Below are 23,979 nucleotides of genomic sequence, written 5' to 3'. Positions count from 1 at the left end.
TTTTTTGGCTGGCAATAATTGGGCTAGTGCTCTTTGTAGCAACAGGAGCAATCGGCTGGATCCGGCGCCGGGGATCCATCAAAAGCTGAACTAGCCAAGACCCGCCCAGAGCTGCCGGATCGGGTGGTGGAGGACTAGACGCTTACCTGAGCGTGGTTATCTCTGCCCCAGAGCCGCCTCCGGTCACCGCCAGTTCCGGCTCACAAATCTGCCACTACAATCTTCTTCATGGCAAGCATTCTTTGATAGGCCCCTGGGCGCTGCATCAACTCGCCCATATTTTGAGGCACAATTTGCCAACTTACGCCGAAGCGGTCGCTCAGCCAACCGCACTGCTCTGCCTCGGGCACCGCGCTCAGTGCTTCCCACAAGGTGTCGATCTCCTCTTGGTCTGCGCAATCGACCTCGAGCGAGATCCCTGGCGAGAACGTGAAGTGATGATCTGCGCCACCATCCATTGCTGAGAACCACTGACCAGCCAAAGCGAACTCAGCAAACACGATGGCGCCGTTGCCTCCTTCGTGCGGAACCACCACCCCGGTCCTCGCCCCAGGAAAGAGGCCGGTGTACAGATCCATGGCTAGCTGCGCCTGAGCAGCGTCCCCTGTAAAAAGGAACTGTGGGGTTACCAGCGGACGTGGTTCCGGGGTGGGCTCGGTCATCATCACTTGCCAATTCACCCCGTAGCGATCTTCCACCCAGCCGTAGAGTTTGCTATGCGGATATTCGCCTAACTCCATGCGCACCTCGCCACCATCTACAAGCGCCGCCCACATGGACGTGATGTTTGCGCGCGTGGCCGCTTCGCCACCGTGGGCGGCGGGATCCATGCTGAGTATGAAGGAAATAGCTGGTGTGGGCCGGAATTCTCCTCCCGCATTGATCAGCCGGATTCTGTATCCGCTGAGCGTGACATCGACAACCAGCGGCTGCCCGGCCAGTGCCTGTTGAAAGTCCGGCAGGTTCGTCTCGGGGTATGAGGCGCTCACTTCCATGGATGTGTCCGGAAAGGTGGCTGCGTAGAAGTTACCTACCTCGTCCGCGTTACCTTGGCACCAAATATTGGGCACAATTTTCTGCATAATTCCTCCTGGTGCATCTGCACAGCATGGCACGGCGGAACGCCCCGTTCAATAGGGATAGCTGAGCCTGGTTGGGCGCATCAGATGTGACGCCATCAGGCAGCGTGGAGGAGGACTTCCCTTCCAGACGTGTCACCGGAGGCTCACTCGTTAGATTCGATCAGCCAGCTCACTTCTGCCCAGCGCAGGCCTTCATCATCCCAGGATTCAGCATGCCCCAGTTGGGCGATGTCAGCAAAGGTAGCGGTGATTCCGTGGGCCTCAAGGATGCTAAGTAGCTCGTCGGTGGCCTTGCGGACAGCCGCTTCTACGCTTTCATGGTCTTCGGACTTGATTTGGCTGCGGGCTGTAAACATTTCCGTCATGGCATCATTGTCCACCAAGAATTTGATGTGAGGAAGCCCCGGGGGAGACGATGCGCGGCCGGTGAGGAGATGATGGATTGGAATCTTTTGCGCGGAACCTCCCTCGGAAAAATGCGCGGCAACCGGCTCTGCACGCTGGGCAGAGAGTTCAGCAGAAATTTCTGGCAGTGGGCGCATTGCCTCAATGCCAGAGCCTGTGCGCAAGAGCTCAATGAAACCAGAGGCACTCACGCGCCCATCTGTGGTTCCAACCGAACTATGGGCCCGGCTGTCGCGGGGTTCGTGGCCCTCGGCTTTGTTGACTGTGTGGGTGGCAAGAAACTGCTGCAGGCCCGTTCTGTGGGCATGGTATTGGAATTGGAGGACAAGTCATAGCTTGAACGGCGCTAGAGAAGAGTACGGCGCAGGGGTGCCATATTTACAGGAAGCCATCAGGTGCCTATGGTGGACGTGCCGGGGCGGAAGTTCTACGCTGGTGAGCAGTCCGGCTCATTTGTGGTGAGCCAAAAGTATGGTGGGGCTGGTCAGAATAAAGGTGGATTTATGAAAATTGCAGTGACTGGTGGCAGCGGAAAACTAGGCCGGCACGTGGTTCGCGGGCTTCTCGGCGGTGGGCACGAGGTGCTGAATCTGGATCGGGTGGGTGAGCGTGGGCTAAACTTCCTCATGGTTGACCTGCGCAACTACGGCCAGGTGCTGGACGCGCTCCTAGGAGTTGATGACAGGCATAGCGGGTTCGACGCCGTGGTGCACCTTGGCGCTATCCCGGCACCGGGGCTGCTCCCGGATGCTGCGACGTTCGAGAACAACATGCTCTCCACCTACAACGTGTTTCAGGCGGCACGGCGGGCCGGAGTCAAGCGGATTGTGTACGCCTCTAGTGAGACTGTGCTGGGGCTACCCTTTGACATCGATCCGCCCTACCTGCCCGTTGACGAGGAATATCCGGCCCGTCCGGAGAGCACGTATTCGCTTGTGAAACATCTGGAGGAGCAGCTGGCCCGTGAGCTGGTGCGGTGGGATCCGGAGTTGAGTATCTCGGCGTTGCGGTTTTCCAATGTCATGGATGAGTCGGACTATGAGGCATTCCCGAATTTTGCCGCCGATCCGATGGCACGCAAATGGAATTTGTGGGGCTACATTGACGGGCGGGACGGGGCGCAGGCTGTGGCCCTGGCACTTGATCGGGAGAAACCCGGTTTCGAGGCGTTCATCATTGCCAACGCCGACACCGTTATGCTCCGGCCCAGTGCCGAGCTCGCCGCGGAAGTGTTCCCGAACGTGCCGCTTCGCCGTGAGCTTGTGGGACGGGAAACCCTGTTATCGATCGAAAAGGCGAGGCGCCTGTTGGGCTTCGAACCGCGCTACAGCTGGCACACCAGCCTGCCCCGGCGCTTTGACCGCCAGGAAGAATAGGGACTGATCCGCTAGATTCACAGGTTCCACCACCTTGTGCTCGCTCATGGGCGCGTGGTGTAGCGCTGGGGATCGTCTGGGCCAGCATCGGAGGCCACCCGGTTGGCGGGGCGTTTGGGTGGACTCGGTGCTGCGCCCAGCCTGCGGGGGCCGCTCCAGAGGGCAGCCGGGGCATCGATCGTCCTGGCCAGCCGGTAGGTGAGGTCCTCATAATTGAGCCGCCAGCCTCGAAAGTGTGGCCACGCCTGTTCCGCAGATTGCTCCACAGGATAGCCAGCCGCGCTGAGCATGCTGACAGCTTCTTTGAATTCTTCAAAGGTCAGCTGGGTTTCTCCGTCTGGGTCCACGTCGTCGTTTACCGGTAGGGAAATGGCGGCCGCTATTTGCTGTAGACAAGAAAAACCCATGCGCAGCAGCAGCCGCGCTCTGACGGTGGGGGCGATGCTGGGGCTCAAGGAAAGCTGGAGTGCCGCACTGTCCATGACACTAAGCAGGGCTATCAGCCAGTTTGAGTCCGGGAGTGGGGACCTGAACCAGCACAATGTCAGGTAGGTGCTGTGGGACTCTGCAACATCGGCCGCCCACCGCTCCCATGAGCGGTAGAGATCTTCAAGTTCCTTGGTGCTGCCTTGCCCAGAAAGCCCGAATCTTGTGCGCAGAAGCAATTCCGGGCCCCACGCCGGGGTTCCCGCGCGGGAGCGAAGTAAGGTCACCTCGGATTCCCTGCGGTTGACGGCTGCATAAAGGGTTGGCAGATACCCGATCTGCAGGGCCACTACAGCAAGCCCTGTGAAGGCAGCCATATAAACCACCGTTGTGCTGCCGGGGCCGGCAGGCGGGGAGTAACCAAGCGTGAACAATCCCGAGCCGGATTCGCTCAGCGCCCGGGCCAGATCGCCATGGACAAAGGGGACAAGCATGAGTGCAAAGGCAAAATAGAACAGCACCATCCAGACGGCAAGCCGAATAAACAGTGTCAGAGGCGCCTGCCAGGCCAGCAGCCTGTCAAGGGTCTGGTATTTCTTCACAGGCCGCCGTAGCAGAGAAAAGAGCGCAGTTGATAACTGGGCGGCTGAATCGGAAATGCGGTCATTGTGCGGGCGTGTGACGATCAGGGTGCCGATGAGGCTCTTCCACGTTAGGGCAAGGAGAGCGAAACCGGCGAGAAGGGCCGCCCACCAGAGAATTCCAACCACGGGGCTCTCGCCTACCTTCCAACTGATGCGCGTCACTGCCTGCACCTAAGACTAAGGGCGTGCACCGCCGGGCACACCCCTTCGCACCAAAAAAGAAGGCGTGGAAGCTCCTTGCCGGCAGGGCAACAATCCGGCGCGAGCAGGCCGTCGGGGTTTGGGTGCCGCCGAGCCGTGGGACGGCATCGGAACCCTGGCTAACACCATCGAGCCCACCTTAGTTCAAGGCGATGGTCCCGCCCAGCGCCTGCGTTAGGTGGTGGGAGCAGCCTCTGGGCGGGGTGAACCGGCGCCCAGCCATGACTGAACCACGGCCATGACAACTTCGGCGGATCGCTCGGCGGCATCGTCCACGTGGACCAGGAAGTCCGCGTCAGAGGCAGGTCCGCACAAGTCCGAGACGCCGCGCACCGCAAGGAACGGGGCGTTGAAGGAGTAAGCGGTCTGGGCGATGGCGGAGGATTCCATGTCAGTGGCCAGCACGCCGTCGAACGTTTCCTTGATAATCACTGAACGCTCGTGGCCCACGAAGGTGTAGCTGGAGACCATTAACCCTTGGTGAATGCTCTGCACCAAACCGCCTTGACTGGGTTGGACGGCGCTGAGCTGCCGGAGCGCCCCGGGCACGGGGTAAGAGACTGGCATGCCAGGGACTTGGCCCAGCAAGTAGCCAAAGGCGCGGGCATCGGCGTCGGCATTGATAGTGTCAGTGGCGATCACCACGTCGCCTACCCGAACGTCCTCACCCAAGCCGCCGGCGGTGCCTGCGCTGATGAGAAGGGGGGCAGGGGCGCCGGCGGTGTTCTTGTGGGCCAGCAGCAGGGCCGAGGTGGCGGCACAGGCTGCGTTGACTAGGCCAACCCCACCCCGGACAACCAGCGCGTCTCGGCCAGCAAGTGTGACCCGGTGGTGGATCGCGTTGCCCACCTGCACTGTTTCCCCATGGGAGGTAGCGCGTGCCAGGAACGGGGCCACTTCCTCGTCCATAGCTGCAATGATGATGAAGTCCACCGGGCTCATGCGCTGACCTGCGACCACTGGTCACGCTTGGCCAGGAATTCACGGGCCGCCGCCTGGGCACCCTCGAGGGAATGATTGGCTCCCCAGCCGCACTGAATTTCGTTGGCGGCAGGGACCTCGGTGGCTGCCACGACGTTGCTCAGGGTAGCCTCGATCAACTCCATCACGGCTGGCAGATCGGGTTCACCCTGCAAAATCAGATAGTAGCCGGTCTGGCAACCCATGGGAGAGAAATCAAGCACGGCAAAGGAGTGGTTCCGGGAGTGTTCGGCAAACAGATGTTCCAGTGAATGGATTGCCGGCATCTCCAAATGGGCCACATTGGGCTGGGTGAAGCGCACGTCATATTTGGTAATGACATCGCCGTGCGCCAGCTCCTTGCGGTCGGCCACGCGCACGTAGGGGGCCGCTACCGTGCGGTGGTCGAGGTTGAAGGACTCTACGTTCATATGTGGGGTGGGCATGATGTGCTTTCCTTACGGAAGGTAGTGGAAACGGCCAGCTTCAATCCTAGCCCTGCAGACCCACACCAATTGTGAAGCAGGTGATATTCGGGGCAGGCGCATAGGCCAACCCTAAAGTTGTAGGCGGGGAACGGAAAGCATCGAACGGGCTAGATTGTTACCAGAATCGTGTGCCAGCCCACTGCAGGTACCGCTAACTATGCGCCCACTGCGCCGGCAATCCCTCACCACGTGAACTGGAGGGTTGGGGGATGTGTAAGAAAGCCCGTGAGGCTGCCACCGCAATGAGCGCACCAGCGTGGGAGCCCAGAACTCCGGGATCGGTGAACGGTCTGCAGCTGTGTATTTACGTTGTCGCAGTGAGCAATCACGAGGTGATGGCCCATGCTGACTTTCGCTGTGCGCACTGGCAGCTGCCAGCAAGGCGTAGCTCGTTCAGCGGCGCCATGGTGGCACCTTAGCAAGCGCCGGGCGAAACTCGCCAAGTAGCCTGCGCAGAGTTGTACCCGAAAGTGAAGTAGAAGTTAAGTTGCGCAGAAATTAGCTGCCAACTACTCCTTTCCCCCGCTGTCAGTGCACTGTGACACTGAGGTAATGGAGTCTCAGTAGCCCTTCGAGGGCCAGTCCGTGAGCATCAGGGGGTAGGAGCCTGCGGATGCGCCAGAAACTCTGGCTCTCTTCATCTTGGCGGTGACCGTGACTGCCGCCGCAGATTACATGCCGGAACAAATACAGGCGTGGGCTCAGCCTGAGTGGGATGTCCTGCAGATTTGGCACGCTGCGATGGCGGCACGGAACAGTATTGTTGCCAGGATCGGCGGTTAAATTGCCGGGTTCTCGGATGTGACCGTGGACGGTGACCTGGACATGATGTTCGTTTCGCCCCGCCACCAGCGCCGTGGAGTGGCTCAGCAACTTCTGGCGTGCGTAAAAGCTCAGTCACGCAGCAATGGAACGCCCACTCTTTACGCGAACGTGAGCATCGCGGCGCGGCCCTTCTTCGAACGCTTCGGCTTCAGAGTGGAAGCAGAGCAACACCCGGTCCTCCGAGGGGTGATGCTGAGCAACTACAAGATGCGAAAGGTACTGCGGAACCCATGAGCTCACCAGCGTGTGGGGCTTTGACGATTAGGTGCAGCATGGGTGCCTCTGGAAAGTTCGGGGTTGCCTTTGACGGCAATGGACCAAGCGCCAATCCCGAAAGCCAAAGCTCCCACACCGTTAAAGAGCACTTTGTCCGTGCCTGCCCCTGTCAGTACGGCGATCAGCCCCAACACAATAAATGCAACGGCCACGGCGGCCACGCAAGAGGAGAGAATCATTGCCCACCGGGGAAGTTTCCGAAGTTTCTGCACGGTGACCGACTCCTTGAAGCTAGAAAGCATTAACGTGTGGTCAACATCCTGCGCCATGTACTTGACGCTCTTCAGGACTCACTCGACGTTGCCGCGAGCAACGCCCGCGTATAGCTGTGCTGAGGATTGGTAAACACCGACTCTGTGGCGCCGGATTCAACAACTTCCCCTGCCTTCATGACTAGGACATCATCACTCATATGCCGGATCACGGCCAGGTCATGAGAGATCAGCAAGTAGCTCAACCCGAGGCTTTGCTGCAGCTCATCAAGGAGGTCAAGGACCTGCGCCTGGATGGATACATCCAATGCCGAGACCGGTTCATCACAGATCAACACTTTGGGCTTCGGCGCCAAGGCGCGGGCAATAGCCAGGCGTTGGCGCTGCCCGCCGGAGAGCGTGGCCGGGTTCCGGGGTGCCAGGTCCGGGTGCAGCCCCACCATTTCCAGCAATTGTGAGATTTCGCCAGAGTAGCTGCGGGGATTGCGTGTGGCCCCGAAACTCAGGGAGTCTGCCAGCAGAGAAGCTGTCGAGAGGCGGGGGTCAAAAGAGGAGAGTGGATCTTGGTAAATGGCGCCCAGAGATGGGCGGCGCGCACGCCGTGCTGACTCAGCAGCAGCGCTCCAGGGCTCACCGCAAAACTCAACGGATCCGGCGTCGGGCACCAATAATCCCAGAGCCATGCGAGCAGTAGTGGTCTTCCCGGAGCCGGACTCGCCCACAACACCTAAGGTTCGGGCCGGGAAAAGCTCAAAGTCCACGGAGGAAACGGCCCGGAAATCCGCTGAACCAGCCATGGGAAAGGACTTCGCAAGCCCCCGCGCACGCAGCAGCGGCTGTGCATCCGCGGCCCCAAGTGGGGGAGCTGTGGTGGCTGCTCCGGAGGGCTGCGGAGCAGAAGAGGGCGCACCAGCACTGGGGGACAACCGGGTGAAACGGGGCTTCCCCGACGGTGCGGCGGCAAGCAGAGCACGGGTGTAAGGATGCTGCGGATCCTCCAGAACCTGCGCGCGCGGGCCCTGTTCCACAATGCGCCCGTTGGCCATCACGGCGATGGAATCTGCGGTCGCAGAAACGGCGGCAAGATCGTGGCTGATCAGTAGCATTCCCGCCCCGCCGCGGCGTAAATCACGCAGCAGCCCCAGTACGGCTGCAGCAATCGTGGCATCTAGGGCTGTGGTGGGCTCGTCGGCAATGATGAGGGCCGGATCCATGGCAATGGCGGAGGCAATCAGCGCCCGCTGGCGCATGCCACCGGAAAGTTCCCCGGAACGTTGCCCCGCCCGGCGCACCGGGTCATCCAGACCCACCGCCTGCAGCAGTTCAATGACACGTGCCGCCCGCTGCGATCCGGACGCGGAGCCGTGCAGGCGCAGTACGTCCTCAATCTCTTTCCCGACAGTGCGCAGAGGGTCCAGCGAGGTCAAGGCATCCTGCAAGATGAAGCCCACGTGCGCACCACGCAGTTTCCGCCAACCTCGCGTGGATAATTTCTGGGCATCGTAGCCGGCCACGGACAGCGTCTTGGCGCGCACGTGGGCGCCGCGCCCGGCGAGGCCAAGCAGCGACCGGGCCGTGACTGATTTGCCGGACCCCGATTCACCCACAAGAGCCAGGCATTCACCCGGATTTACCGTCAGTGAAATGCCGCGCACCACGGTGTCCAGGCCGAAGGAAACGTTCAGGTCCGTGACCTGAAGAACAGGCTTGAGCGTTGTCATTGTGAGCTTGCCGCCTTCATGGAGCGCGAGAGCACGGTGGCAGAGCCGGCCAGTATAACAATGGCCAATCCGGGGAAGAACGTCATCCACCACGCCAGCGAGAGGTATGTGCGCCCGGCCGAGAGCATGGTGCCCCATTCCGGTGCCGGCGGTGGGGAACCAAGCCCCAGAAAGCTCAACGATGCTGCCCAGAGCACCGCTTGTCCCAACCCCAGCGTTGCCAGGACAGCAACCGGTGCCAGCGCATTGGGCAGAATATGAGCCGTGAGGATGCGCCACCTGCTCCGCCCCAGCACCGTGGCGGCCTCCACCATGGGGGAGGCGCGTAAGGCGATGATTTGGCCGCGAATCACCCGCGCGTACCCCGGAGCCGTTGTCAGCGCCACCGCCAACACAGTAGTGCCCACGCCCGGCCCGGCCAGGGCAATAAACACCAGCGCCAGCAACAATCCGGGCAAGGCAAAAAGAACCTCAAGGATGCGGCCTATCCCGAAGTCCAGCCACCGCCCACCAAATCCGGCGGCAATACCCAGCACCAGGGCCAGGCCGAGTCCTGCCGCAGTCGCCGCAGCACCAATGAGCAGGGAGGGCCGCGCACCGTGAATGATGCGCGAATAAATATCACGCCCCGACTCATCCGTTCCCAGTAAGTGCCCCGGACCCGGCGGGGAGAACGCTGCGGCGGGGTTGATGGCCAGGGGGTCATCCGGCGCCAAAAGATACGGTGCTATGGCTGCGAGAATAAAAAAGAGAAGTACGACGGCGGCTATTACGGTGGGCAGGCGGCGCACCAACCGCCGCGCCAAGGTTGCGCCGGGGCGGGGCACCCGGGTACCTGCGGACACCAGTACCGGATCCGTCAGGGGCAGCATCGAATTATGAATACTCATGGCTCCCCGATCCTCGGGTCTACCAGGCGTTCGGCCAGGTCGGAGACAGCCATAATCAGCACGTAGGCACCCGCAGAGACAAGGGCCACACCGGTCACCAGCGGAATGTCGCGTGCGGTCACTGCGGAGAGAAGCGCTCGCCCCAGTCCCGGCCGGGCAAAGATGGATTCAACCACCACGGCCCCGGACAACAGCGAACCCAAGGCCCAGCCGGATAAGGCAATACCGGGCAGTGCGGCGTGACGCAGCGAATGGCGCAGCAGCACACCGATCTCTGATTCTCCGCGGGCTCGGGCAGACAGGGCGAAGGCCGAGTGCTGAGCCTTTTCAAGACTGTCACGCATAACTTGGCCCAGAAATCCGGCCAACGGTAGGGCCAGGGTGACCACTGGCAGCACCAGCCCGCCCGGGGTGTTGGTGCTGACGGGCGGGAACCAGCCCAGCGCCGTCGAAAATATCATGATGAGCACGCTGGCCAACCAAAAGTGTGGGACCGCGGCGGAGATGATCTCCACGGCAGAACCCACCACGGAAATACGGGTGGACAACACGGCCAGAAGCAGGGCCATGAGCCACGCCACCACCAAGGCGAGACCGGCGAGGACAAGGGTGGAGGGAACAATCTCAGCCAGCACCTCTGAGACTGGGCTCTTGAGTGAATAGGACGTACCCAGGTCTCCCACGGCCAGCCGCCGCAACTGGCCAAAGTACTGCACGAACAGCGGCTGGTCCAGACCATACTCAATCCGGGCCGCCTCGAGAGCCTCGGCGGACGCCTGGGAGCCGGGGCCGCCCATGATGGCTGCCGCCGGGTCGCCCGGAATCATCCGGATGCCAAAGAAGATGGCTGTTGCAACCGCCCAGAGCACGAAGATGCCGCCAGCTAGTGTGCTCAGGAGCCAGCGAAGCGATGCCTTGAGGGCACCGCCCTGCCGGGTCGAGGTGGTTGCGGAGGGACTCACGGCTGATGCCTAGTTGGCAAGCCAGCTATCGAAGAAAGTTGGCGAGGCCACGGCTGTGGTGGTGCCAACATCCTTCAATTTCTCGGAATACAAGAAGTGGTTCTGCTGGTCGTAGAGGGGCAGCAAGTAGTAGCCCTCCAGGACCATTTTTTGTGCCTCGGTGTAGAGTTCTTTGCGCTGCGCAGGGTCCTTGGTGGTTCCGGCACTGTCAAGGAGCTCATCTAGCGTGGGGTCTTTGACTTGGGAAAGGTTGGCAAAGTATCCGGACGGGGCAGGGATGGTGGACTTGGAGTGGAACAGGATGGACAGCACGCTCGGGCCAACCTTCGTGTACGGTGCCGAGACCAAGTTGTAGTCATTCTTCGCCAGATCCCCGTACCAGCTGGAGATGTCCAGGAGCTTGATCTTGATCTCGAAGCCCGATTCTTTGGCCGTGGCCTGCATTTGCTCGAAGAGTGACTGCTCAGCCGGGATGGACTGGCTGGTGCTCACCGGGAAGGCCAGCGTCAGGCGGTTGCCGTCCTTGATGCGGTATCCCGCGGAGTCGCGGTCCTTCCACCCCGCAGCATCGAGCAACTCGCCAGCCTTGGCCGGATCGTAGGAGAACAGTGACTTCTCGGAGAAAGCCAGCGGTTCAACGCTTGACAGCGGTGAGTAAGAACGCGAGGCCGTGCCGAAGAACAGGGACTCAATGCCAGCGTCCACGTTGACAGAGTGGACGAAGGCTTCCCGGACCTTTTCGTCGTTGAACGGTGCCTTGGAGGAGTTCAGCTCAATGCGATTGGCGGCGCCGGGGCGGGGCGCATCCAAATGTTTGATGGACGCGCCCTTGCTAGCAGCGGCAATTGCATCCGGCTGGGCGTTGTCAATCACCTGCACCTGACCGGCCTGAAGTGCCGCAAACCTTGTGGCAGCCTCGGGGATGAACCGCCAGGTGATGCCGTCCAAGTAGGCGGGGCCGGCGTGGCCCGCTTCCGGTACGGGGAGCGCGTAATCGGCGTTTCGGACCAGGTTCACTGCGTCCTGTTTCTTCCAAGACTCCACTTTGAACGGCCCGGTTCCTACGGGGGATTCGCAGTTTTCTGCCTTGGAACGCTTCAGCGCGGTGGGTGACTCGATGGCAACCCAGGGCATCGAGAAGGACTCAAGCAATGAGTTATCCGGTGAGGAGAGCTTGATTTCCAGTGTGGTTGCGTCCACGGCTGTCATGGAGGAAATCTTGCCCAAGGCCAGGTAACCCGTGGAAGAGGCCGTCTCGGGGTTTAGTAAGTGCTCAAAGTTGACTTTCACAGCCTCCGCGTCAAGGGCCGTACCATCGGTGAACTTGATGCCGTCGCGGATCTTCACGATGCGCTTCAGTCCGTCCTCTGTGACGGTGGAATCCTGTGCCAACCACGGAATGATTTTCCCGTCGGCGTCCTTGGTGTAGAGGGTCTCCAAATACTGGGACGCAACTAAGGCTTGAGGGTAGTTACCGCCTACGTGAGGATCTAGGCAGGACGGTTCGGCATCGCCGGAGGCGTACACCAAGGTTCCGCCTGTGACGGGGGCGCCAGCGTCTTTGCTAGGGTCGTTGCTCGTTTTTGCGGACGTGCAGCCGGAGAGAATAAGGGCGGCCGCCAAAACTGTGGCGGCCGGAATGAGCTTGTGAGCCTGGGGGTGAGCGAAAGTCATGAACTTCTTCCTGCATACCGGAGAAATGGGGTGGTGCACGGTGCCGCCGTTAGCTTGGGTCAGTAAGGGAAGCCCTTGCGGGCACCGCCATCAACCATAACTGTTGTGACGGAGCCTACTTGTTGGTATGTGGCACACATCATAGGCGAGCACAATGATGTGTGATGCTAGAGGCGGCCTATTTGATGACCTTTTTGGTGTCTTTTGTCCCCTTAGACGTGTTCTTATTCATGAGCCCTTCAAGGCCAGGCTTGGAATCCAGCTCATGTACATCAACGGTTCCTTCTCCAGAGCCCTCTTCCGGCCCGATGACGACCTTGGGCGCCACTGACGCTGCCCCGGCATCGTCCTGGGGCTCCGGCTCCTGATTCTGCCGGTCCTGATCTTGCTCCGAGGGCAGTTTGTTCTCCAACGCTTCGCCTAGCTGTGAGCTGCGGTGGCGGCGGGCATCGGCGAGGGCAAAGAGGCGTGCCGCTGCGCCGTGTTGGCCTTCGTTTTGCAGGATCGAGGCAGCGCCCATCAGGGCCTCAGCTGCGACGGCATTCTCACGGTAGTCCAAATATGCCTGTGCCTCTTGCTGTGCACAGATCTCACTAATCTGTGTGCTGACACGTTCCGCATCGGCGAGTGAGAACCCGTGGCCTAGCTGGTAGACCTGCCGGTACATGAGATCGTAGTTTTGTTCGCGAAAGTCCATGGAAGCATCAAGGCGCCTCTTCAGCTCAGACTGTTCTGCGGTGGAAAGATCGTCCACCTCGAGACCTAGCCGGTGGGCAAATTCACGCAGGTAGGTGGGTCCCGCAAGCGGCATCCCATCAGCGGACAGCTGTTCCTGAACGGGTTCCGGGTGATCCTGAACGGTTGTTGAAAAAAGGGCAAGGAATTTTTGAATCAAGGTGCTCATGAGAAGTCTCCGTCTGTTGATGCTGCCCCTCAATCTTCTCAGCCGCCACCGACATTTTCTCTCACACCCTTAGTGATACTGGCCGCATGGCCAGTGTTCGGGGGGTGCGGCGGTCGGCAACGCCTATTCGGCTATAGCAGCTACGGATGTAGGTTTTCCCCACGCAACTCACGGCACGTGTGCGGGCCAGCCTGGATCAGGCGAGCGGTTCGCTCCGTTGAGATGAAGATGCTGGACGGGATATCGCTCCGGGTGCCAGCTGGGCTGCCTGATCAAAGTCTGCTTCAATGACGCTGCCCCCACCGACGAGCACATCAGGGCTACCCAGCTCATGCCCGGCAGTGGGGCGCCGTACCGTCAGGATGGTTCCGTGCGCAACAGGTCCCGGATCAAATCAGGAGAGTAAATCAATGGATCGTGAGACCTGGGGCAGTGAAAGCCCTCCGCGAAAGGCCCTGTAGCTTCTGAAGCCCGACGCCGGCTGGCCCAGTTTCAGCCTTTCTCCCGCCAGGAGAGAGAAGGGGGATTCGCCCACCTGAAAGCGCCTTCCGCCATTCATGTCTGTGACAAATAGCGGCGCTGGTGCCCTTGTGACGGAAAGAACCTGATCCTCCACGGCGTCCAGAGCGCCCGGCTGAAACAAGGGCCTTTTCCTGCGTGAGTGCCACGTACAGCGGTGGCTCTGAAAATACCACTAGATGAACGAATGAACGATTCGGTGTCACTAATCTTGTCCATGAGACGTAGTAGTTCTGAGAATAGTCTCTTTGGGTTGCGCAAATTTGTCTGCTTCTGTGTTCATGCGCTCTAGTAGTGGAAGATATATGTTGCGCGGCTGAGGGACCTGGGCCGAAGAATCCGCAACACTGCCAGTTTAGGCAGCGCTTTTACGCGCCCGCCCGCACCGGAAGTGTCAGCTCCGGGAAAGATGGAGAAATACATGAGTTCCACCCTTGCCCCGGCTCCTGCACCGAGCGCGTCCCCTGTACTAGCCGGTGCGGCGGCGGGCCCTGCGTCAGCTGAACAGCAACGGCTCGAGTTTTGGGATCAGCAAGCACGCCGGCTTGACTGGGCCCAGCCGTGGCATACCACCCACACCTTCACCCCCGCACTTGACCCGCAGGCACTTGACCTCCAAGCACCTGACCCGCAGGCCTCGCCGAACATCAAGTCCGCTGCGGATTCTGCGGATTCTGCCACATCCGCCTTGCGCGTCCCGAGCATCGAGTGGTTAGCTGGTGGCAAGCTCAACGCAGCCGTCAACTGCGTGGACCGCCATGTGGCCGCTGGCAACGGCGAGAAGGTGGCACTGTTTTTTGAGGGCGAACCCGGGGATCGCCGCCAGGTCACCTATCAAGAACTCCAGGATCAGGTGTGCCGGGCCGCGAACGCCCTCACGGCGCTGGGCATCGTCAAGGGGGACAGGGTTGTCATCTACCTGCCGGTCCTGGTTGAAACCATTGTCATCACCTTGGCCGTGGCGCGCCTTGGCGCCATTCATTCCCTGGTCTTTGGCGGTTTCTCTGCCGAGGCGCTGAAGTTCCGGGTGGAGGACACCGGCGCGAAGCTGTTGGTCACTACCGACGGGCAGTTCCGCCGCGGGCAGGCCGTCCCTGTCAAAGCCAATGCGGACGTGGCGGTGGCGGGGGAGAACGCCATTTTGCATGTGTTGGTTATCAAGCGCACCGGTTCACCGGTTGAGTGGACGCACGGCCGGGACATCTGGTGGCATGACGCTCTTGAACAGGCCGGCACGGAGCACACGGCCGAACATTTCGACGCCGAAACCCCCCTGTTTATCATGTACACCTCCGGGACCACCGGCGCTCCCAAGGGCCTGGTCCACACCACCGGAGGCTACCTGACCCAGGCCTCCTACACTCACGAACTGCTCTTCAGCAACCCCGATCCAGCCCTGCGGGATACTGATGTGCACTGGTGCACGGCCGATCTCGCCTGGGTCACGGCACATACCTATGAGATCTACGGCCCACTCTCCAACGGCGTCACCCAGGTAATTTTCGAGGGTACCCCCAACACCCCGCACCCTGGCCGGCACTTTGAGATCATTGAACGTTACGGTGTCACCAGCTATTACACGGCGCCCACACTGGTCCGCTCGCTCATGGGCTGGTTTCCCGACCGCGTGCCATCCCACTACGACCTTTCCTCGATCCGGCTGCTAGGCACCGTGGGTGAGGCCGTAAATCCTCAGGCGTGGATGTGGCTGCGCAATCAGCTAGGTGCAGGCGCCGTCCCTATGGTGGACACGTGGTGGCAGTCCGAGACGGGGGCCACGATTTTGTCCCCGCGTCCTTCCGATACGAATTTCAAACCCGGGTGTGCCTCACGCCCCCTGCCCGGCGTGAGCGTGCGCATCGTAGACGACGCCGGAACTGACGTTTCGCGCGGTGAGCAGGGTTTGATTGTGGTGGACGGAACCGGCCCAGCTATGGCCCGGACCGTGTGGGGAAACCCACAACGCTACCTGGATTCCTATTGGCGCAAGTTCGCCCGGCAAGGCTACTTCCTGGCCGGTGACGGCGCCCGTTATGACGAGGACGGTGACATTTGGATTCTGGGCCGGATCGATGACGTCATCAATATTTCCGGACACCGGCTCTCCACCATCGAGATCGAATCCGCCCTAGTGAGCCATCCGGTGGTGGTTGAAGCCGGGGTGACCCCGGTGGCAGACCCCTTGACCGGTCACGCCGTCGTCGCCTTCGTGGTGCTGGCACCATCCTGTGAACTCGGTGGTGCCGCAGTTCAAACGCAGTTGCGAGCCCAGGTGGCACACATGATTGGTCCGATCGCCAAGCCCTCCGCCGTTGTGGTGGTTCCGGATGTTCCCAAGACTCGCTCCGGAAAAATTATGAGGCGGCTGCTGGCACAAATGTATCAGGGGACACCGTTGGGAGACACCACCTCGCTGCAGAATGAAGAATCTTTGGCTGGCATCTCCGCAGCCATCAAACAGTACCTCGGGAAGGAATCGCCATGAGCGCCGCGTCGTCAACAGCGGCACCCACAGGGGCGCCTTCCGCATTCCCGCCAGCAACTATGACAAGGTAAGTCTCCAATGACCGAACACACTTTTGGCTTCCGTACCCGGGCCCTCCATGCAGGTGGCACGCCCGACGCCGAGCACGGCGCCCGTGCGGTACCCATCTACCAAACCACCTCGTTCGTTTTCAAGGACACCGACGATGCCGCGAAGCTATTTGCGCTGCAAAAGTACGGCAACATCTACTCCCGCATTGGCAACCCCACAGTGGCAGCCTTTGAGGAGCGTATCGCCTCCCTAGAAGGGGGGATTGGGGCCGTGGCAACCGCTTCCGGCATGGCAGCAGAGTTCATCACCTTTGCAGCATTGGCTGGGGCCGGGGACCATATTGTGGCATCTTCAAAGCTGTACGGTGGCACCATCACCCAGCTGGATGTGACGCTGCGCCGCTTCGGCGTTGACACCACCTTCGTTGACTCGAACGATCCCGGCGACTTCGCCGCAGCTATCCAAGAGAACACGAAGGCGGTGTACACCGAAATTGTCGCGAACCCCTCCGGAGACATCGCCGATCTCTCAGGTCTGGCAGACGTGGCGCACGCCGCCGGGGTGCCGCTGGTAGTGGATGCCACCTTGAGTACTCCTTACCTGATCCGGCCCATGGAGTTCGGCGCAGACATTGTGATCCATTCGGCCACGAAATTCCTGGGCGGCCACGGCACCACCTTGGGCGGGGTCGTGGTGGAATCCGGACGGTTCAATTGGGGCAACGGCAAGTTCCCTTCCATGACCGAACCCGTCCCCTCGTACGGCAATGTCTCCTGGTGGGGGAACTTTGGCGAGTACGGTTTCTTGACCAAATTGCGCTCCGAACAGCTGCGCGATATCGGCCCGGCACTCTCCGCACAGTCTGCCTTTCAGCTGTTGCAAGGTGTTGAGACGCTGCCACAGCGCATGGACGAGCACCTGCGCAACGCCTTGGCAGTGGCTAATTGGCTGGAAGCTGACCCACGGATTTCCTGGGTAAAGTTCGCCGGGCTGCCCAGTCACCCGCACTACGAGCGGGGACAGCGCTACCTGCAAAACGGCGTCGGCTCCGTCTTTGCCTTCGGCGTCAAGGGCGGGCGTGCTGCGGGGAAGGTCTTCATTGATGCTCTGCAGTTGGCCAGCCATTTGGCCAACATTGGTGATTCGCGCACCCTTGTCCTGCATCCTGGATCCACCACACACCAACAACTCACGGCGGAGCAGCTCGAAGCTGCCGGGGTGCCGGAGGACCTGATTCGGATCTCGGTAGGACTCGAGGACGTGGCTGACATCCTCTGGGATTTGGACCAGGCGCTCACAGCGGCCCAGGCCGTAGAGGCCGGCGGCGATGCGCCCTCCGAGCATGAATATATTGAATCCCGCACAATGGGGGCAAAAGCATGAGCACGGCAGAACGTACCTGGAATAGCCCCACGGCCCCCCAACGTCTTGGAATTTTGCGCAAGACCACTTCCATCGCCATTGTGGGCGCCTCGGATAAACCATCCCGGGCCAGCTACTTCGTGGCAACGTACCTGCTCTCATCCAGCAGCTACCGGGTCTACTTTGTGAACCCCGTGGCCACTGAGATTCTGGGGCAGCCGGTGTACAAGACTCTGGCCGATCTGCCCGAGGTTCCTGATTTGGTGGATGTGTTCCGCCGTCACGATGACCTGCCCTCGGTGCTGGAAGAAACCATCGCCGTAGGCGCCAAGACACTCTGGCTCCAACTCGGTGCATGGCACGAAGAGGTAGCGGCCACGGCCGAGGCGGCAGGCCTTGAGGTGGTTATGGACAGGTGCGTGAAAATTGAGCATGCCCGCTTCCACGGCGGATTGCACCTTGCAGGCTTTGATACTGGAGTGATTTCCTCCAAGCGTCAGGTGCTGGCCTGACAGTTTAGCTTCTCTGCGGATTCAAGAAGGATAATCCTCATTGCCTGTGTAGTGAGGTGTTGATACCATCGCCCATGACACAGTTACTCAATTCCAAGATGCTCGTTGTCGGCGCCACCGGGGGATTGGGCTCCGCCATTAGCCGCCAGCTTTCCCTGCAGGGGGCTCGGCTGGTCCTCGCGGGGCGCAACGAAAAGAAGCTGGCTGCTTTGACGGACCAGCTGGGTGATTCGGTAATAGGTACGGTTTCCGCGGATCTAACATTGCCGAGCGGAGCCGCTGCTGTGGCTGCGGCAGCTGCGAGGGGCGGCGGTCTTGACGGTGTCATTTATGCAGCCGGTGTGGTTGCTTTTGGCCCCTTGTCGCAATTGGATGACGACGCCTTCGAACAGATGTTGCTGCTCAATTTTATTGCTCCGGTGCGGCTGTTCAAGAATCTACTCCCGCAGCTCAAACCTGGTTCAGTGGTGGTGCACCTTAGCGCCATCGTTGCCGAGAAACCGATGAAGGGGATGGCGGCATACTCAGCTACCAAGTGCGCTTTGACTGGTTTTAGCGCCGCCATGGGTGCGGAATTGCGTCGGGAACATATACGGGTTCTAGATGTGCGGCCTCCCCACACGGAAACCGGTCTGCACACACGCCCCATCTCCGGTGTGCCGCCACGTCTGGGGCAAGGGCTGGATCCAGCAGCCGTGGCGCAGCGGATAGTGAGCGCAATTATGGCCGATGAGCCGGATCTTCCCTCCACCGCATTCTCCTGATCGGCTCCACTGGCCGGGCCTAGATTTTTCAGTTCACGGTCCACAGCGGCAGGAAATCTCTTAGGAGGACTAGCATCAATGACCAACCACGTATCAAGCAATTTAGGGGAGTCAAAAATGACCAGTCCGGACCATGAACCGATCCCAAGCGAGCGCCAGGGTAAGCGCAAGCGCGAGCCCCAAGGATCCCGGGCAGGGGCCCGTCGGGCAGATGCCGCACTGTTGTGGACCGCACGGATCTTGTGCCTGGCGGGTGTCATTGTGAGCGTTGCAGCTGCGATTCTTACCGGCAGCATGCTCAAACATGGGCAGATTGCCTACGCGACTATCCTGGTGGTGGTGTTTGTGGTTAGTTCGGTGTTGGCTATCCGCTTCTGGCGGCAATCGCCCAGAGCTGAGCGGTTCAAGCCCTTGCGCTGGATGGGGGTGGTGGCGTTCACGCTGGTGTTGGCTGCCGTAGGGTGGCTGGTACCGTCCGCAGCCATTGAACCCTCGCTTCTGGCCATGCACTCGGACGCCCGCGTCACTGTCAACGAAACATCGGATCAGATCGTCTTGGCGCCTGCTCACAGCGAAAAACGGCTTGGCCTATTTTTCCAGCCCGGCGCCCGGGTTGATGCACGCGCCTACGTGGCTACTCTGCGCCCGCTTGCCGAAGAAGGATTCACCGTAGTCATCCCCAAACAGCCGTTGGGTATCGCCTTCCTCGCCACCGGCGCTTTCAAGGGCGCCCGAACGATGCACAGTCAGGTGGATCGCTGGGTGGTGGGCGGACACTCGCTGGGCGGCACCGTCTCCGCCCTTGACGCACAGTCCTTCTCAGGCGCGAGCACTGATCCGGTAGTAGGACTACTGCTGTTCGCTTCCTATCCCGCCACTGACATGAGTGCGGTGCCGGTGAAAGTGCTCTCGCTTTCCGGATCCAATGACGGATTGGCGACAGTAGAGAAGATCAACAACTCCAAGGCTCTATTGCCGGCGGATAGCACGTTCACCGTCATCGAGGGAGCTGTTCACGCGGACTTTGGTGACTACGGGGCTCAAGCTGGTGACGGGCAGCCGGGTATCAGCCGTGATAAGGCTCGTGCCAATATCAGCACTGACAGCCTCGCCTTTATGGAATCTCTCAATAGCGCGGACTAGTTGCGTACTCGCAGTGCCTGTCAGTAGCAGTAGCAGTAGCAGTGGTTCCAGGACCTGAGATCGGGCCTGGATGGTTGATTTGATACCCCAAAAACTCTGTCCCTGAAGGCGTTAGCGTTCAGGGACAGAGTTTAGGGAGTGCTACTTTTTCGGTTGCCGCGGGTCACCCATTCCAACTATGGCATCGTATTCAAGCTGGCCTGAGCGCGGGTCAAACTGAGGCCGTTGGAGGCGGGCAAACTCCCCAGCGGTTCTTCCTCCGTATGGCCGGCCGTGGTCTGCATATTCCTCCCGGAAGAAGACCATCCGCCACGGGCCCATCAACAATCTCGCACCCGTGCGCAGGATCTGACCATGGGCATGCGTTCCTGCCGGATCGCCCGCCCAGAAAACATATTCATCGTTTTCATTGTGAATGATGCTCCCATGGCTACCTGCCAGTTCCGGCAACCTGAAGTTGGCATCTGGACCGCTACCAATAACAGTGGTTTCCTCGGTGAGAGAGTACTCATTGGGTGGCTTGCCATCCCATGTCTCGCTGTCCCGGACAAATATGAGCCTGGGCCGGCCCCCGCCCCGTGCGTAGTGTGTGGTGGTGGGGCTCCTTCGGTAGAGGCGCTGAAAGGTGGGGGCAAGCGGGAAGGGAGTGGTAGGCGGAGCAAGGCGCCCTTGGAAATTGCTAGAAGCCTGTGCTTTGACCACCGTTGCCCAAGTGTTTGACTTGCCGGGCTTGATGTGGGGCGATGTTGTTATCAGCCGCTGAAAGGCTGATACCTCCACCGCACCGAGACTGACAATGGTGCCTTCCGGCACAGTGACTGTCACAACAATGCCGTGCCTAGCAAGCGTCGCAGCCATCCCCTTGATGGCAGATAAGTTTCTTCGAGATCCTAGCCGGAACAAGGCCGCGTTATCCGTTGTGACATGAATCTGCTTACCAGCAGCCTTGATGCTGCCGTGGACGGTTGCGCTCTCCTTGCCGTCTTCAGCCGGCAAATGAGCGGAAAACTCAACATCGATGTCGAAGCGCATGGTCTTTTTCCTACGGGCTCGAAGGAGAATCTGGTGTGCTTGCATTGTCGCTGGTGGTGACCCGCATGGTCCCATTGAACTTCCAGGTTGCCCGCGGTGCGTCAGGGCCAATGTCACGCGGGACCTCAACCGTCATGTCCATGAAGCTGTAGTTGACTGCTGCTCCGCGCCCGGTCAAATATGACCACAATTGCTGGCCCAAATCGGACCAGTCGCTCACAGGGACGGTTTTGAAATCGTCTGTCAGTGGTTGGTTCTCGCTCATCTGAGTGCCTTCCTTAGCTGTTTTCTAAAAAGGTGCCCCTATGCACCTCCAGAAGTGCCGCCAAGGCCACAGCTAACGGTGGATGACTGTGACCTGCTGCACTTGCTGCAACAGTAATGACTCTTCTGTTCGAATGCTAGGTGTAGTTGAAAAAAGGTCTAGTCACATCATTCTTTGCTTGTTTTTTTGCCACCGTGGGAACGCAGCACTCATTTCGGGTTAGAAACTAGAAATCACGCAAAAAAATAAGCGGGTGCGTGGCGGGATAGGCGTGGAACTAGCCATCCGGCGCCGGTGAGATAGCGTAAATGTAGCCGGACTAATCACCGGCAAATCATTGACTTTGGGAGTAAAAACTGTGGAACAACGCACCATCGTCATCACCGGAGCAAGTAGCGGGATTGGTGAGGCAGCGGCGAGGACGCTGGCCCAGACAGGGGACACCATTGTTGTCATTGGGCGTTCTGCGCAGCGGACCCGGGCCGTGGCCCAGGATATTGGCGCCGATTATTTCATTGCCGATTTTTCCCTGCTCGACCAAGTAGCAGAGTTAGCGGCAGCACTGAAGGAAAAATATCCCAGAATAGATGTCCTGGCCAATAATGCCGGGGGCATTATGGCGGGCCGTGAACTGACGGCGGACGGCCATGAGAAAACCTTTCAAGTCAACCACTTGGCGCCCTTTCTTCTGACACGCTTACTGCAAGATACGCTGCTCTCCAGCGCAGCCAAGGTGATCAACACCTCCAGCGTGGCCCATGTATTGTTTGGAAAAATGGATATTGCGGATCTTGAGCTGGTTAAAAAGTACTCATCCAACCGCGCTTACGGCAACGCCAAACTGGCTAATATTCTTTTCACCAAAGAACTTCACCGGCGGTTCAACACACAGGGTTTGAGCTCTGCTGCCTTCCACCCGGGCGGGGTGGCGACGAACTTTTCGGCAGGCTCTAAGAGCTCTTTGCGTTTTCTGTACGGCAGTGGCTTGCGCTCTTACATGCTGACCCCGGCACAGGGCGCACAAACTCTAGTCTGGCTGGCCATAGGTGAACCTGGTCAGGACTGGCGTTCAGGAGAATACTTTGCCAAGTCCAAAGCTGCCCGCACCAGCCGGCAAGCCGAGGATGCGAATCTGGCCAGGGCAATGTGGGAGGAGAGCGAGAAGCTGGTGACCCCATGGTTACTGTGAGCGGGCGCTGGATTTTTCAAGGACACATTGCCGGGTTCGGCAGCCAGTGCGGACTTCGCGCCGTGGTGGGGATCTGGGACGAGTCACCCTACGGTGCCTTCGCTGACGTCATGGTGGAACTTCCATCGGGCCGGCGGCTGCTTCTGGCTCCCCAGCGTGAAATCGCCAACTTCATCGAAACCACCTACACTTTCGAGGAAGTGTTGCTGGTACCTGTCCACGCCAAGGTGGGCCCGTCAACAGGCGGGGGTGAGGTACTGAGCGTAAAGGCAGGTCCGCTGCGGCTAAGTGCCAGCATTGGCGGGCGCACCCGGCTAGGGCTGCTTCTGGCTTTAGTTCCCCGGGCTATAGCAGTTCACCCCCGCTGGCTGAGCCTGATCAACCCGCTGGCGCGCTTGTTGAGCCCCGGCGTCAGGACGGCAGGAACGGCAGCGCCAGGCAGACGCGAATATTACGGTGTCACCGGTTTGCGCAGAGTTGAAAGCGCGTCCATCCTGTGGGGCGGGTGCTGCTGTGGACCCTTAGCGGAGATAGTTCCGGCCGTTCGTTTCGGTTTTAGCAGTGTTCCGGCCACTCCCACTCTCGCCACGGTGCAGACCACCATAAGGGCCACAAGGCAACCATCATCTGGGGACACGCTGAGCTAGCTGCCACGAAGCCCTGTCTGCCGGGTACTAGCTAGCGTGCTCGAGTTCCTTGTGGCCATATCGGGGTCTGGGGGAAGATCTGCCGGGAAATTCACGCTAAGGAGTCAGCGGCCTGTTCGGGGTAGCCTACTGGTAGCGGAAAACCTGACGATCGGGGCGCGAGGAGCCTCAAACCCACTGGACTGCGGCTTGCCAATAGAAACCACCTATAGCCTGCCCGGAGGGGGTCCCCTCACCGGTACGCCCCACCATACGTAGCTTGTACCCGAATCGTCTTCGAGCTTGACTCTCTTCACGAGCACTAGTGGATTTACAAGGTATCAGCAAGAGAACCCAATCGGTTGTAACTACGCATTAGTGGAGAGGACACTATTCTCAGGGAGTTTATGACTTTCTTGGCAGTAATTGGACTGGTCATGTCTACGGCACTCATTGGCTTCGCCGTCGGCGGGTTTAACGAAACTGAACGAGAAACCGGAAAGAAACCTGCAACCACAAACGCTACCGTGGTATTCGGTCTCCTGATCGTGGCAGTCTGCTGTTCATTCATTCTCGTTGAGCCAGCCGTCATTCACCCACTCTGGCTGGAGTATGTCATCCTCGCTTCTGTACCTGCCATGGCTGGATATATAGCACGCCGGTATCTTGCAGACAGGCTCAGCAACTCCGGATCTTAGCGAAGGCAATCAACGCTGGAGGGATAGGGCGTCGACGCCCCCTTTTCTGACCTATCGGGTTATGAGCAGAATCGAAGCCGACCGCCATCCCCGGATTGTGAACGTTGAGCTGTACAAGCCAGCAGCCAGTCCAGCAAGAGTTTGCCATATAGACGCAGTGGAATTGTCCCGCAAGCCGGTCGGTCGGCGGTGCGTTTAGGGAGCAAACTCGATTTGCACCCACGTCAGCCCGCCATGTTCCGCGGGGGAACCTCGAACGGGCTACTAATCACAGGTTCAACGCGGCG

At 60.0% G+C, this 23,979-nt stretch carries 26 protein-coding genes; 12 read left to right on the top strand and 14 right to left on the bottom strand.

Annotation, left to right across the window (positions count from 1 at the left end):
* Positions 1–200 precede the first annotated feature (200 nt).
* Positions 201–1,082 carry a VOC family protein gene (locus tag ABIB48_RS02600; RefSeq protein WP_110106918.1) on the bottom strand — a complete coding sequence of 294 codons (882 nt, stop codon included), beginning with the start codon at positions 1,080–1,082 and terminating at the stop codon, positions 201–203.
* 143 nt (positions 1,083–1,225) lie between these two features.
* Complete coding sequence (locus tag ABIB48_RS02595; RefSeq protein ID WP_110106917.1) at positions 1,226–1,678, bottom strand: hypothetical protein; 453 nt, start codon at positions 1,676–1,678, stop codon at positions 1,226–1,228.
* Between the two features lie 312 nt (positions 1,679–1,990).
* On the opposite strand from ABIB48_RS02595, the gene ABIB48_RS02590 reads away from it, so the two are divergent.
* The gene (locus ABIB48_RS02590; protein ID WP_354211802.1) at positions 1,991–2,863 is read left to right on the top strand and encodes an NAD-dependent epimerase/dehydratase family protein; all 873 of its coding nucleotides are present in this window, start codon (positions 1,991–1,993) and stop codon (positions 2,861–2,863) included.
* A 44-nt stretch (positions 2,864–2,907) separates the two neighbouring features.
* Here ABIB48_RS02590 and ABIB48_RS02585 read toward each other — a convergent pair whose 3' ends face one another.
* Entirely contained in the window at positions 2,908–4,095 is a 1,188-nt protein-coding gene (locus ABIB48_RS02585) for a hypothetical protein (protein WP_354211801.1), read from the bottom strand.
* Positions 4,096–4,159: 64 nt separating this feature from the next.
* On the opposite strand from ABIB48_RS02585, the gene ABIB48_RS02580 reads away from it, so the two are divergent.
* On the top strand, positions 4,160–4,312 hold the full coding sequence (locus tag ABIB48_RS02580) for a hypothetical protein (protein ID WP_170120988.1): 153 nt from the start codon (positions 4,160–4,162) through the stop codon (positions 4,310–4,312).
* Here the strand turns inward: ABIB48_RS02580 and mtnN are convergent.
* The gene (mtnN, locus tag ABIB48_RS02575; RefSeq protein ID WP_354211799.1) at positions 4,309–5,076 is read right to left on the bottom strand and encodes a 5'-methylthioadenosine/S-adenosylhomocysteine nucleosidase; all 768 of its coding nucleotides are present in this window, start codon (positions 5,074–5,076) and stop codon (positions 4,309–4,311) included. The two genes, ABIB48_RS02580 and mtnN, sit on opposite strands and share 4 nt — an antisense overlap.
* Positions 5,073–5,540 (bottom strand): S-ribosylhomocysteine lyase, encoded by a 468-nt coding sequence (locus ABIB48_RS02570; RefSeq protein WP_354211797.1) that lies wholly within the window; start codon positions 5,538–5,540, stop codon positions 5,073–5,075. Before ABIB48_RS02570 ends, mtnN begins: the two co-directional genes overlap by 4 nt.
* Positions 5,541–6,236: 696 nt before the next feature.
* Here ABIB48_RS02570 and ABIB48_RS02565 point away from each other — a divergent pair.
* Together ABIB48_RS02565 and ABIB48_RS02560 are read left to right on the top strand one after the other, a co-directional pair.
* Positions 6,237–6,365, top strand: coding sequence for a hypothetical protein (locus ABIB48_RS02565; protein ID WP_354211796.1), 129 nt, complete (start codon positions 6,237–6,239; stop codon positions 6,363–6,365).
* The gene (locus ABIB48_RS02560) at positions 6,366–6,641 is read left to right on the top strand and encodes a GNAT family N-acetyltransferase (protein ID WP_354212028.1); all 276 of its coding nucleotides are present in this window, start codon (positions 6,366–6,368) and stop codon (positions 6,639–6,641) included.
* A gap of 2 nt (positions 6,642–6,643) precedes the next feature.
* On the opposite strand, the gene ABIB48_RS02555 is transcribed toward ABIB48_RS02560, so the two are convergent.
* The 7 genes from ABIB48_RS02555 to ABIB48_RS02525 all read right to left on the bottom strand — a co-directional run bounded on the left by ABIB48_RS02555 (position 6,644) and on the right by ABIB48_RS02525 (position 13,662).
* On the bottom strand, positions 6,644–6,952 hold the full coding sequence (locus ABIB48_RS02555; protein ID WP_354211794.1) for a hypothetical protein: 309 nt from the start codon (positions 6,950–6,952) through the stop codon (positions 6,644–6,646).
* Positions 6,953–6,966: 14 nt separating this feature from the next.
* Positions 6,967–8,616, bottom strand: coding sequence for a dipeptide ABC transporter ATP-binding protein (locus ABIB48_RS02550; protein WP_354211792.1), 1,650 nt, complete (start codon positions 8,614–8,616; stop codon positions 6,967–6,969).
* Positions 8,613–9,506: an ABC transporter permease gene (locus ABIB48_RS02545; protein WP_245932246.1), complete on the bottom strand. Its 894-nt coding sequence runs from the start codon at positions 9,504–9,506 to the stop codon at positions 8,613–8,615. The genes ABIB48_RS02550 and ABIB48_RS02545 overlap by 4 nt, the downstream gene beginning before the upstream one ends.
* Positions 9,503–10,468: an ABC transporter permease gene (locus ABIB48_RS02540; protein WP_110106911.1), complete on the bottom strand. Its 966-nt coding sequence runs from the start codon at positions 10,466–10,468 to the stop codon at positions 9,503–9,505. The genes ABIB48_RS02545 and ABIB48_RS02540 overlap by 4 nt, the downstream gene beginning before the upstream one ends.
* A gap of 9 nt (positions 10,469–10,477) precedes the next feature.
* Entirely contained in the window at positions 10,478–12,142 is a 1,665-nt protein-coding gene (locus tag ABIB48_RS02535) for an ABC transporter substrate-binding protein (RefSeq protein ID WP_354211789.1), read from the bottom strand.
* Between the two features lie 178 nt (positions 12,143–12,320).
* Entirely contained in the window at positions 12,321–13,046 is a 726-nt protein-coding gene (locus ABIB48_RS02530) for a hypothetical protein (RefSeq protein ID WP_354211787.1), read from the bottom strand.
* A 394-nt stretch (positions 13,047–13,440) separates the two neighbouring features.
* On the bottom strand, positions 13,441–13,662 hold the full coding sequence (locus ABIB48_RS02525) for a 5-oxoprolinase subunit C family protein (protein ID WP_354212026.1): 222 nt from the start codon (positions 13,660–13,662) through the stop codon (positions 13,441–13,443).
* Positions 13,663–13,986: 324 nt separating this feature from the next.
* On the opposite strand from ABIB48_RS02525, the gene acs reads away from it, so the two are divergent.
* From acs to ABIB48_RS02500, 5 genes are all read left to right on the top strand, one after another.
* The gene (gene acs / locus ABIB48_RS02520) at positions 13,987–16,050 is read left to right on the top strand and encodes an acetate--CoA ligase (protein ID WP_354211785.1); all 2,064 of its coding nucleotides are present in this window, start codon (positions 13,987–13,989) and stop codon (positions 16,048–16,050) included.
* 78 nt (positions 16,051–16,128) lie between these two features.
* Positions 16,129–17,484 carry an O-acetylhomoserine aminocarboxypropyltransferase/cysteine synthase family protein gene (locus ABIB48_RS02515; RefSeq protein WP_354211783.1) on the top strand — a complete coding sequence of 452 codons (1,356 nt, stop codon included), beginning with the start codon at positions 16,129–16,131 and terminating at the stop codon, positions 17,482–17,484.
* Positions 17,481–17,975 carry a CoA-binding protein gene (locus tag ABIB48_RS02510; RefSeq protein WP_354211781.1) on the top strand — a complete coding sequence of 165 codons (495 nt, stop codon included), beginning with the start codon at positions 17,481–17,483 and terminating at the stop codon, positions 17,973–17,975. The genes ABIB48_RS02515 and ABIB48_RS02510 overlap by 4 nt, the downstream gene beginning before the upstream one ends.
* Positions 17,976–18,049: 74 nt before the next feature.
* Complete coding sequence (locus ABIB48_RS02505) at positions 18,050–18,739, top strand: SDR family NAD(P)-dependent oxidoreductase (RefSeq protein ID WP_354211779.1); 690 nt, start codon at positions 18,050–18,052, stop codon at positions 18,737–18,739.
* Positions 18,740–18,856: 117 nt separating this feature from the next.
* A complete protein-coding gene (locus ABIB48_RS02500) occupies positions 18,857–19,882 on the top strand; it encodes an alpha/beta hydrolase (protein ID WP_354211777.1) in 1,026 nt (341 codons plus the stop codon).
* 141 nt (positions 19,883–20,023) lie between these two features.
* On the opposite strand, the gene ABIB48_RS02495 is transcribed toward ABIB48_RS02500, so the two are convergent.
* Both ABIB48_RS02495 and ABIB48_RS02490 read right to left on the bottom strand, forming a co-directional pair.
* Positions 20,024–20,914 (bottom strand): FHA domain-containing protein, encoded by an 891-nt coding sequence (locus ABIB48_RS02495; protein ID WP_110106902.1) that lies wholly within the window; start codon positions 20,912–20,914, stop codon positions 20,024–20,026.
* Positions 20,915–20,924: 10 nt separating this feature from the next.
* Entirely contained in the window at positions 20,925–21,179 is a 255-nt protein-coding gene (locus tag ABIB48_RS02490; RefSeq protein WP_110106901.1) for a hypothetical protein, read from the bottom strand.
* Positions 21,180–21,537: 358 nt separating this feature from the next.
* Between ABIB48_RS02490 and ABIB48_RS02485 the strand changes: the two genes are divergently transcribed.
* The 3 genes from ABIB48_RS02485 to ABIB48_RS02475 all read left to right on the top strand — a co-directional run bounded on the left by ABIB48_RS02485 (position 21,538) and on the right by ABIB48_RS02475 (position 23,692).
* The gene (locus ABIB48_RS02485; RefSeq protein WP_354211774.1) at positions 21,538–22,368 is read left to right on the top strand and encodes an SDR family NAD(P)-dependent oxidoreductase; all 831 of its coding nucleotides are present in this window, start codon (positions 21,538–21,540) and stop codon (positions 22,366–22,368) included.
* Entirely contained in the window at positions 22,356–23,015 is a 660-nt protein-coding gene (locus tag ABIB48_RS02480; protein WP_354211772.1) for a hypothetical protein, read from the top strand. Before ABIB48_RS02485 ends, ABIB48_RS02480 begins: the two co-directional genes overlap by 13 nt.
* Positions 23,016–23,431: 416 nt before the next feature.
* Positions 23,432–23,692, top strand: coding sequence for a hypothetical protein (locus ABIB48_RS02475; RefSeq protein ID WP_354211770.1), 261 nt, complete (start codon positions 23,432–23,434; stop codon positions 23,690–23,692).
* The last annotated feature ends 287 nt before the right edge of the window (positions 23,693–23,979 follow it).

This window comes from Arthrobacter sp. UYCu511 (genome assembly GCF_040547105.1).
GTDB classification, from domain to species: Bacteria; Actinomycetota; Actinomycetes; order Actinomycetales; family Micrococcaceae; genus Specibacter; species Specibacter psychrochitiniphilus.
The sequence above is the reverse complement of the archived record's forward strand: the minus strand, read 5'-3'. Positions and strand labels throughout refer to the sequence as shown.

What these genes read in the sequence shown, in the direction of transcription:
- ABIB48_RS02600 (WP_110106918.1), bottom strand. Translation starts at nt 1,082, where the DNA reads ATGCAGAAAATTGTGCCCAATATTTGGTGCCAAGGTAACGCGGACGAG.
- ABIB48_RS02590 (WP_354211802.1), top strand. Translation starts at nt 1,991, where the DNA reads ATGAAAATTGCAGTGACTGGTGGCAGCGGAAAACTAGGCCGGCACGTG.
- mtnN (WP_354211799.1), bottom strand. Translation starts at nt 5,076, where the DNA reads ATGAGCCCGGTGGACTTCATCATCATTGCAGCTATGGACGAGGAAGTG.
- ABIB48_RS02570 (WP_354211797.1), bottom strand. Translation starts at nt 5,540, where the DNA reads ATGCCCACCCCACATATGAACGTAGAGTCCTTCAACCTCGACCACCGC.
- ABIB48_RS02555 (WP_354211794.1), bottom strand. Translation starts at nt 6,952, where the DNA reads ATGGCGCAGGATGTTGACCACACGTTAATGCTTTCTAGCTTCAAGGAG.
- ABIB48_RS02550 (WP_354211792.1), bottom strand. Translation starts at nt 8,616, where the DNA reads ATGACAACGCTCAAGCCTGTTCTTCAGGTCACGGACCTGAACGTTTCC.
- ABIB48_RS02545 (WP_245932246.1), bottom strand. Translation starts at nt 9,506, where the DNA reads ATGAGTATTCATAATTCGATGCTGCCCCTGACGGATCCGGTACTGGTG.
- ABIB48_RS02535 (WP_354211789.1), bottom strand. Translation starts at nt 12,142, where the DNA reads ATGACTTTCGCTCACCCCCAGGCTCACAAGCTCATTCCGGCCGCCACA.
- ABIB48_RS02530 (WP_354211787.1), bottom strand. Translation starts at nt 13,046, where the DNA reads ATGAGCACCTTGATTCAAAAATTCCTTGCCCTTTTTTCAACAACCGTT.
- acs (WP_354211785.1), top strand. Translation starts at nt 13,987, where the DNA reads ATGAGTTCCACCCTTGCCCCGGCTCCTGCACCGAGCGCGTCCCCTGTA.
- ABIB48_RS02515 (WP_354211783.1), top strand. Translation starts at nt 16,129, where the DNA reads ATGACCGAACACACTTTTGGCTTCCGTACCCGGGCCCTCCATGCAGGT.
- ABIB48_RS02510 (WP_354211781.1), top strand. Translation starts at nt 17,481, where the DNA reads ATGAGCACGGCAGAACGTACCTGGAATAGCCCCACGGCCCCCCAACGT.
- ABIB48_RS02505 (WP_354211779.1), top strand. Translation starts at nt 18,050, where the DNA reads ATGACACAGTTACTCAATTCCAAGATGCTCGTTGTCGGCGCCACCGGG.
- ABIB48_RS02500 (WP_354211777.1), top strand. Translation starts at nt 18,857, where the DNA reads ATGACCAGTCCGGACCATGAACCGATCCCAAGCGAGCGCCAGGGTAAG.
- ABIB48_RS02495 (WP_110106902.1), bottom strand. Translation starts at nt 20,914, where the DNA reads ATGCGCTTCGACATCGATGTTGAGTTTTCCGCTCATTTGCCGGCTGAA.
- ABIB48_RS02490 (WP_110106901.1), bottom strand. Translation starts at nt 21,179, where the DNA reads ATGAGCGAGAACCAACCACTGACAGACGATTTCAAAACCGTCCCTGTG.
- ABIB48_RS02480 (WP_354211772.1), top strand. Translation starts at nt 22,356, where the DNA reads ATGGTTACTGTGAGCGGGCGCTGGATTTTTCAAGGACACATTGCCGGG.
- ABIB48_RS02475 (WP_354211770.1), top strand. Translation starts at nt 23,432, where the DNA reads ATGTCTACGGCACTCATTGGCTTCGCCGTCGGCGGGTTTAACGAAACT.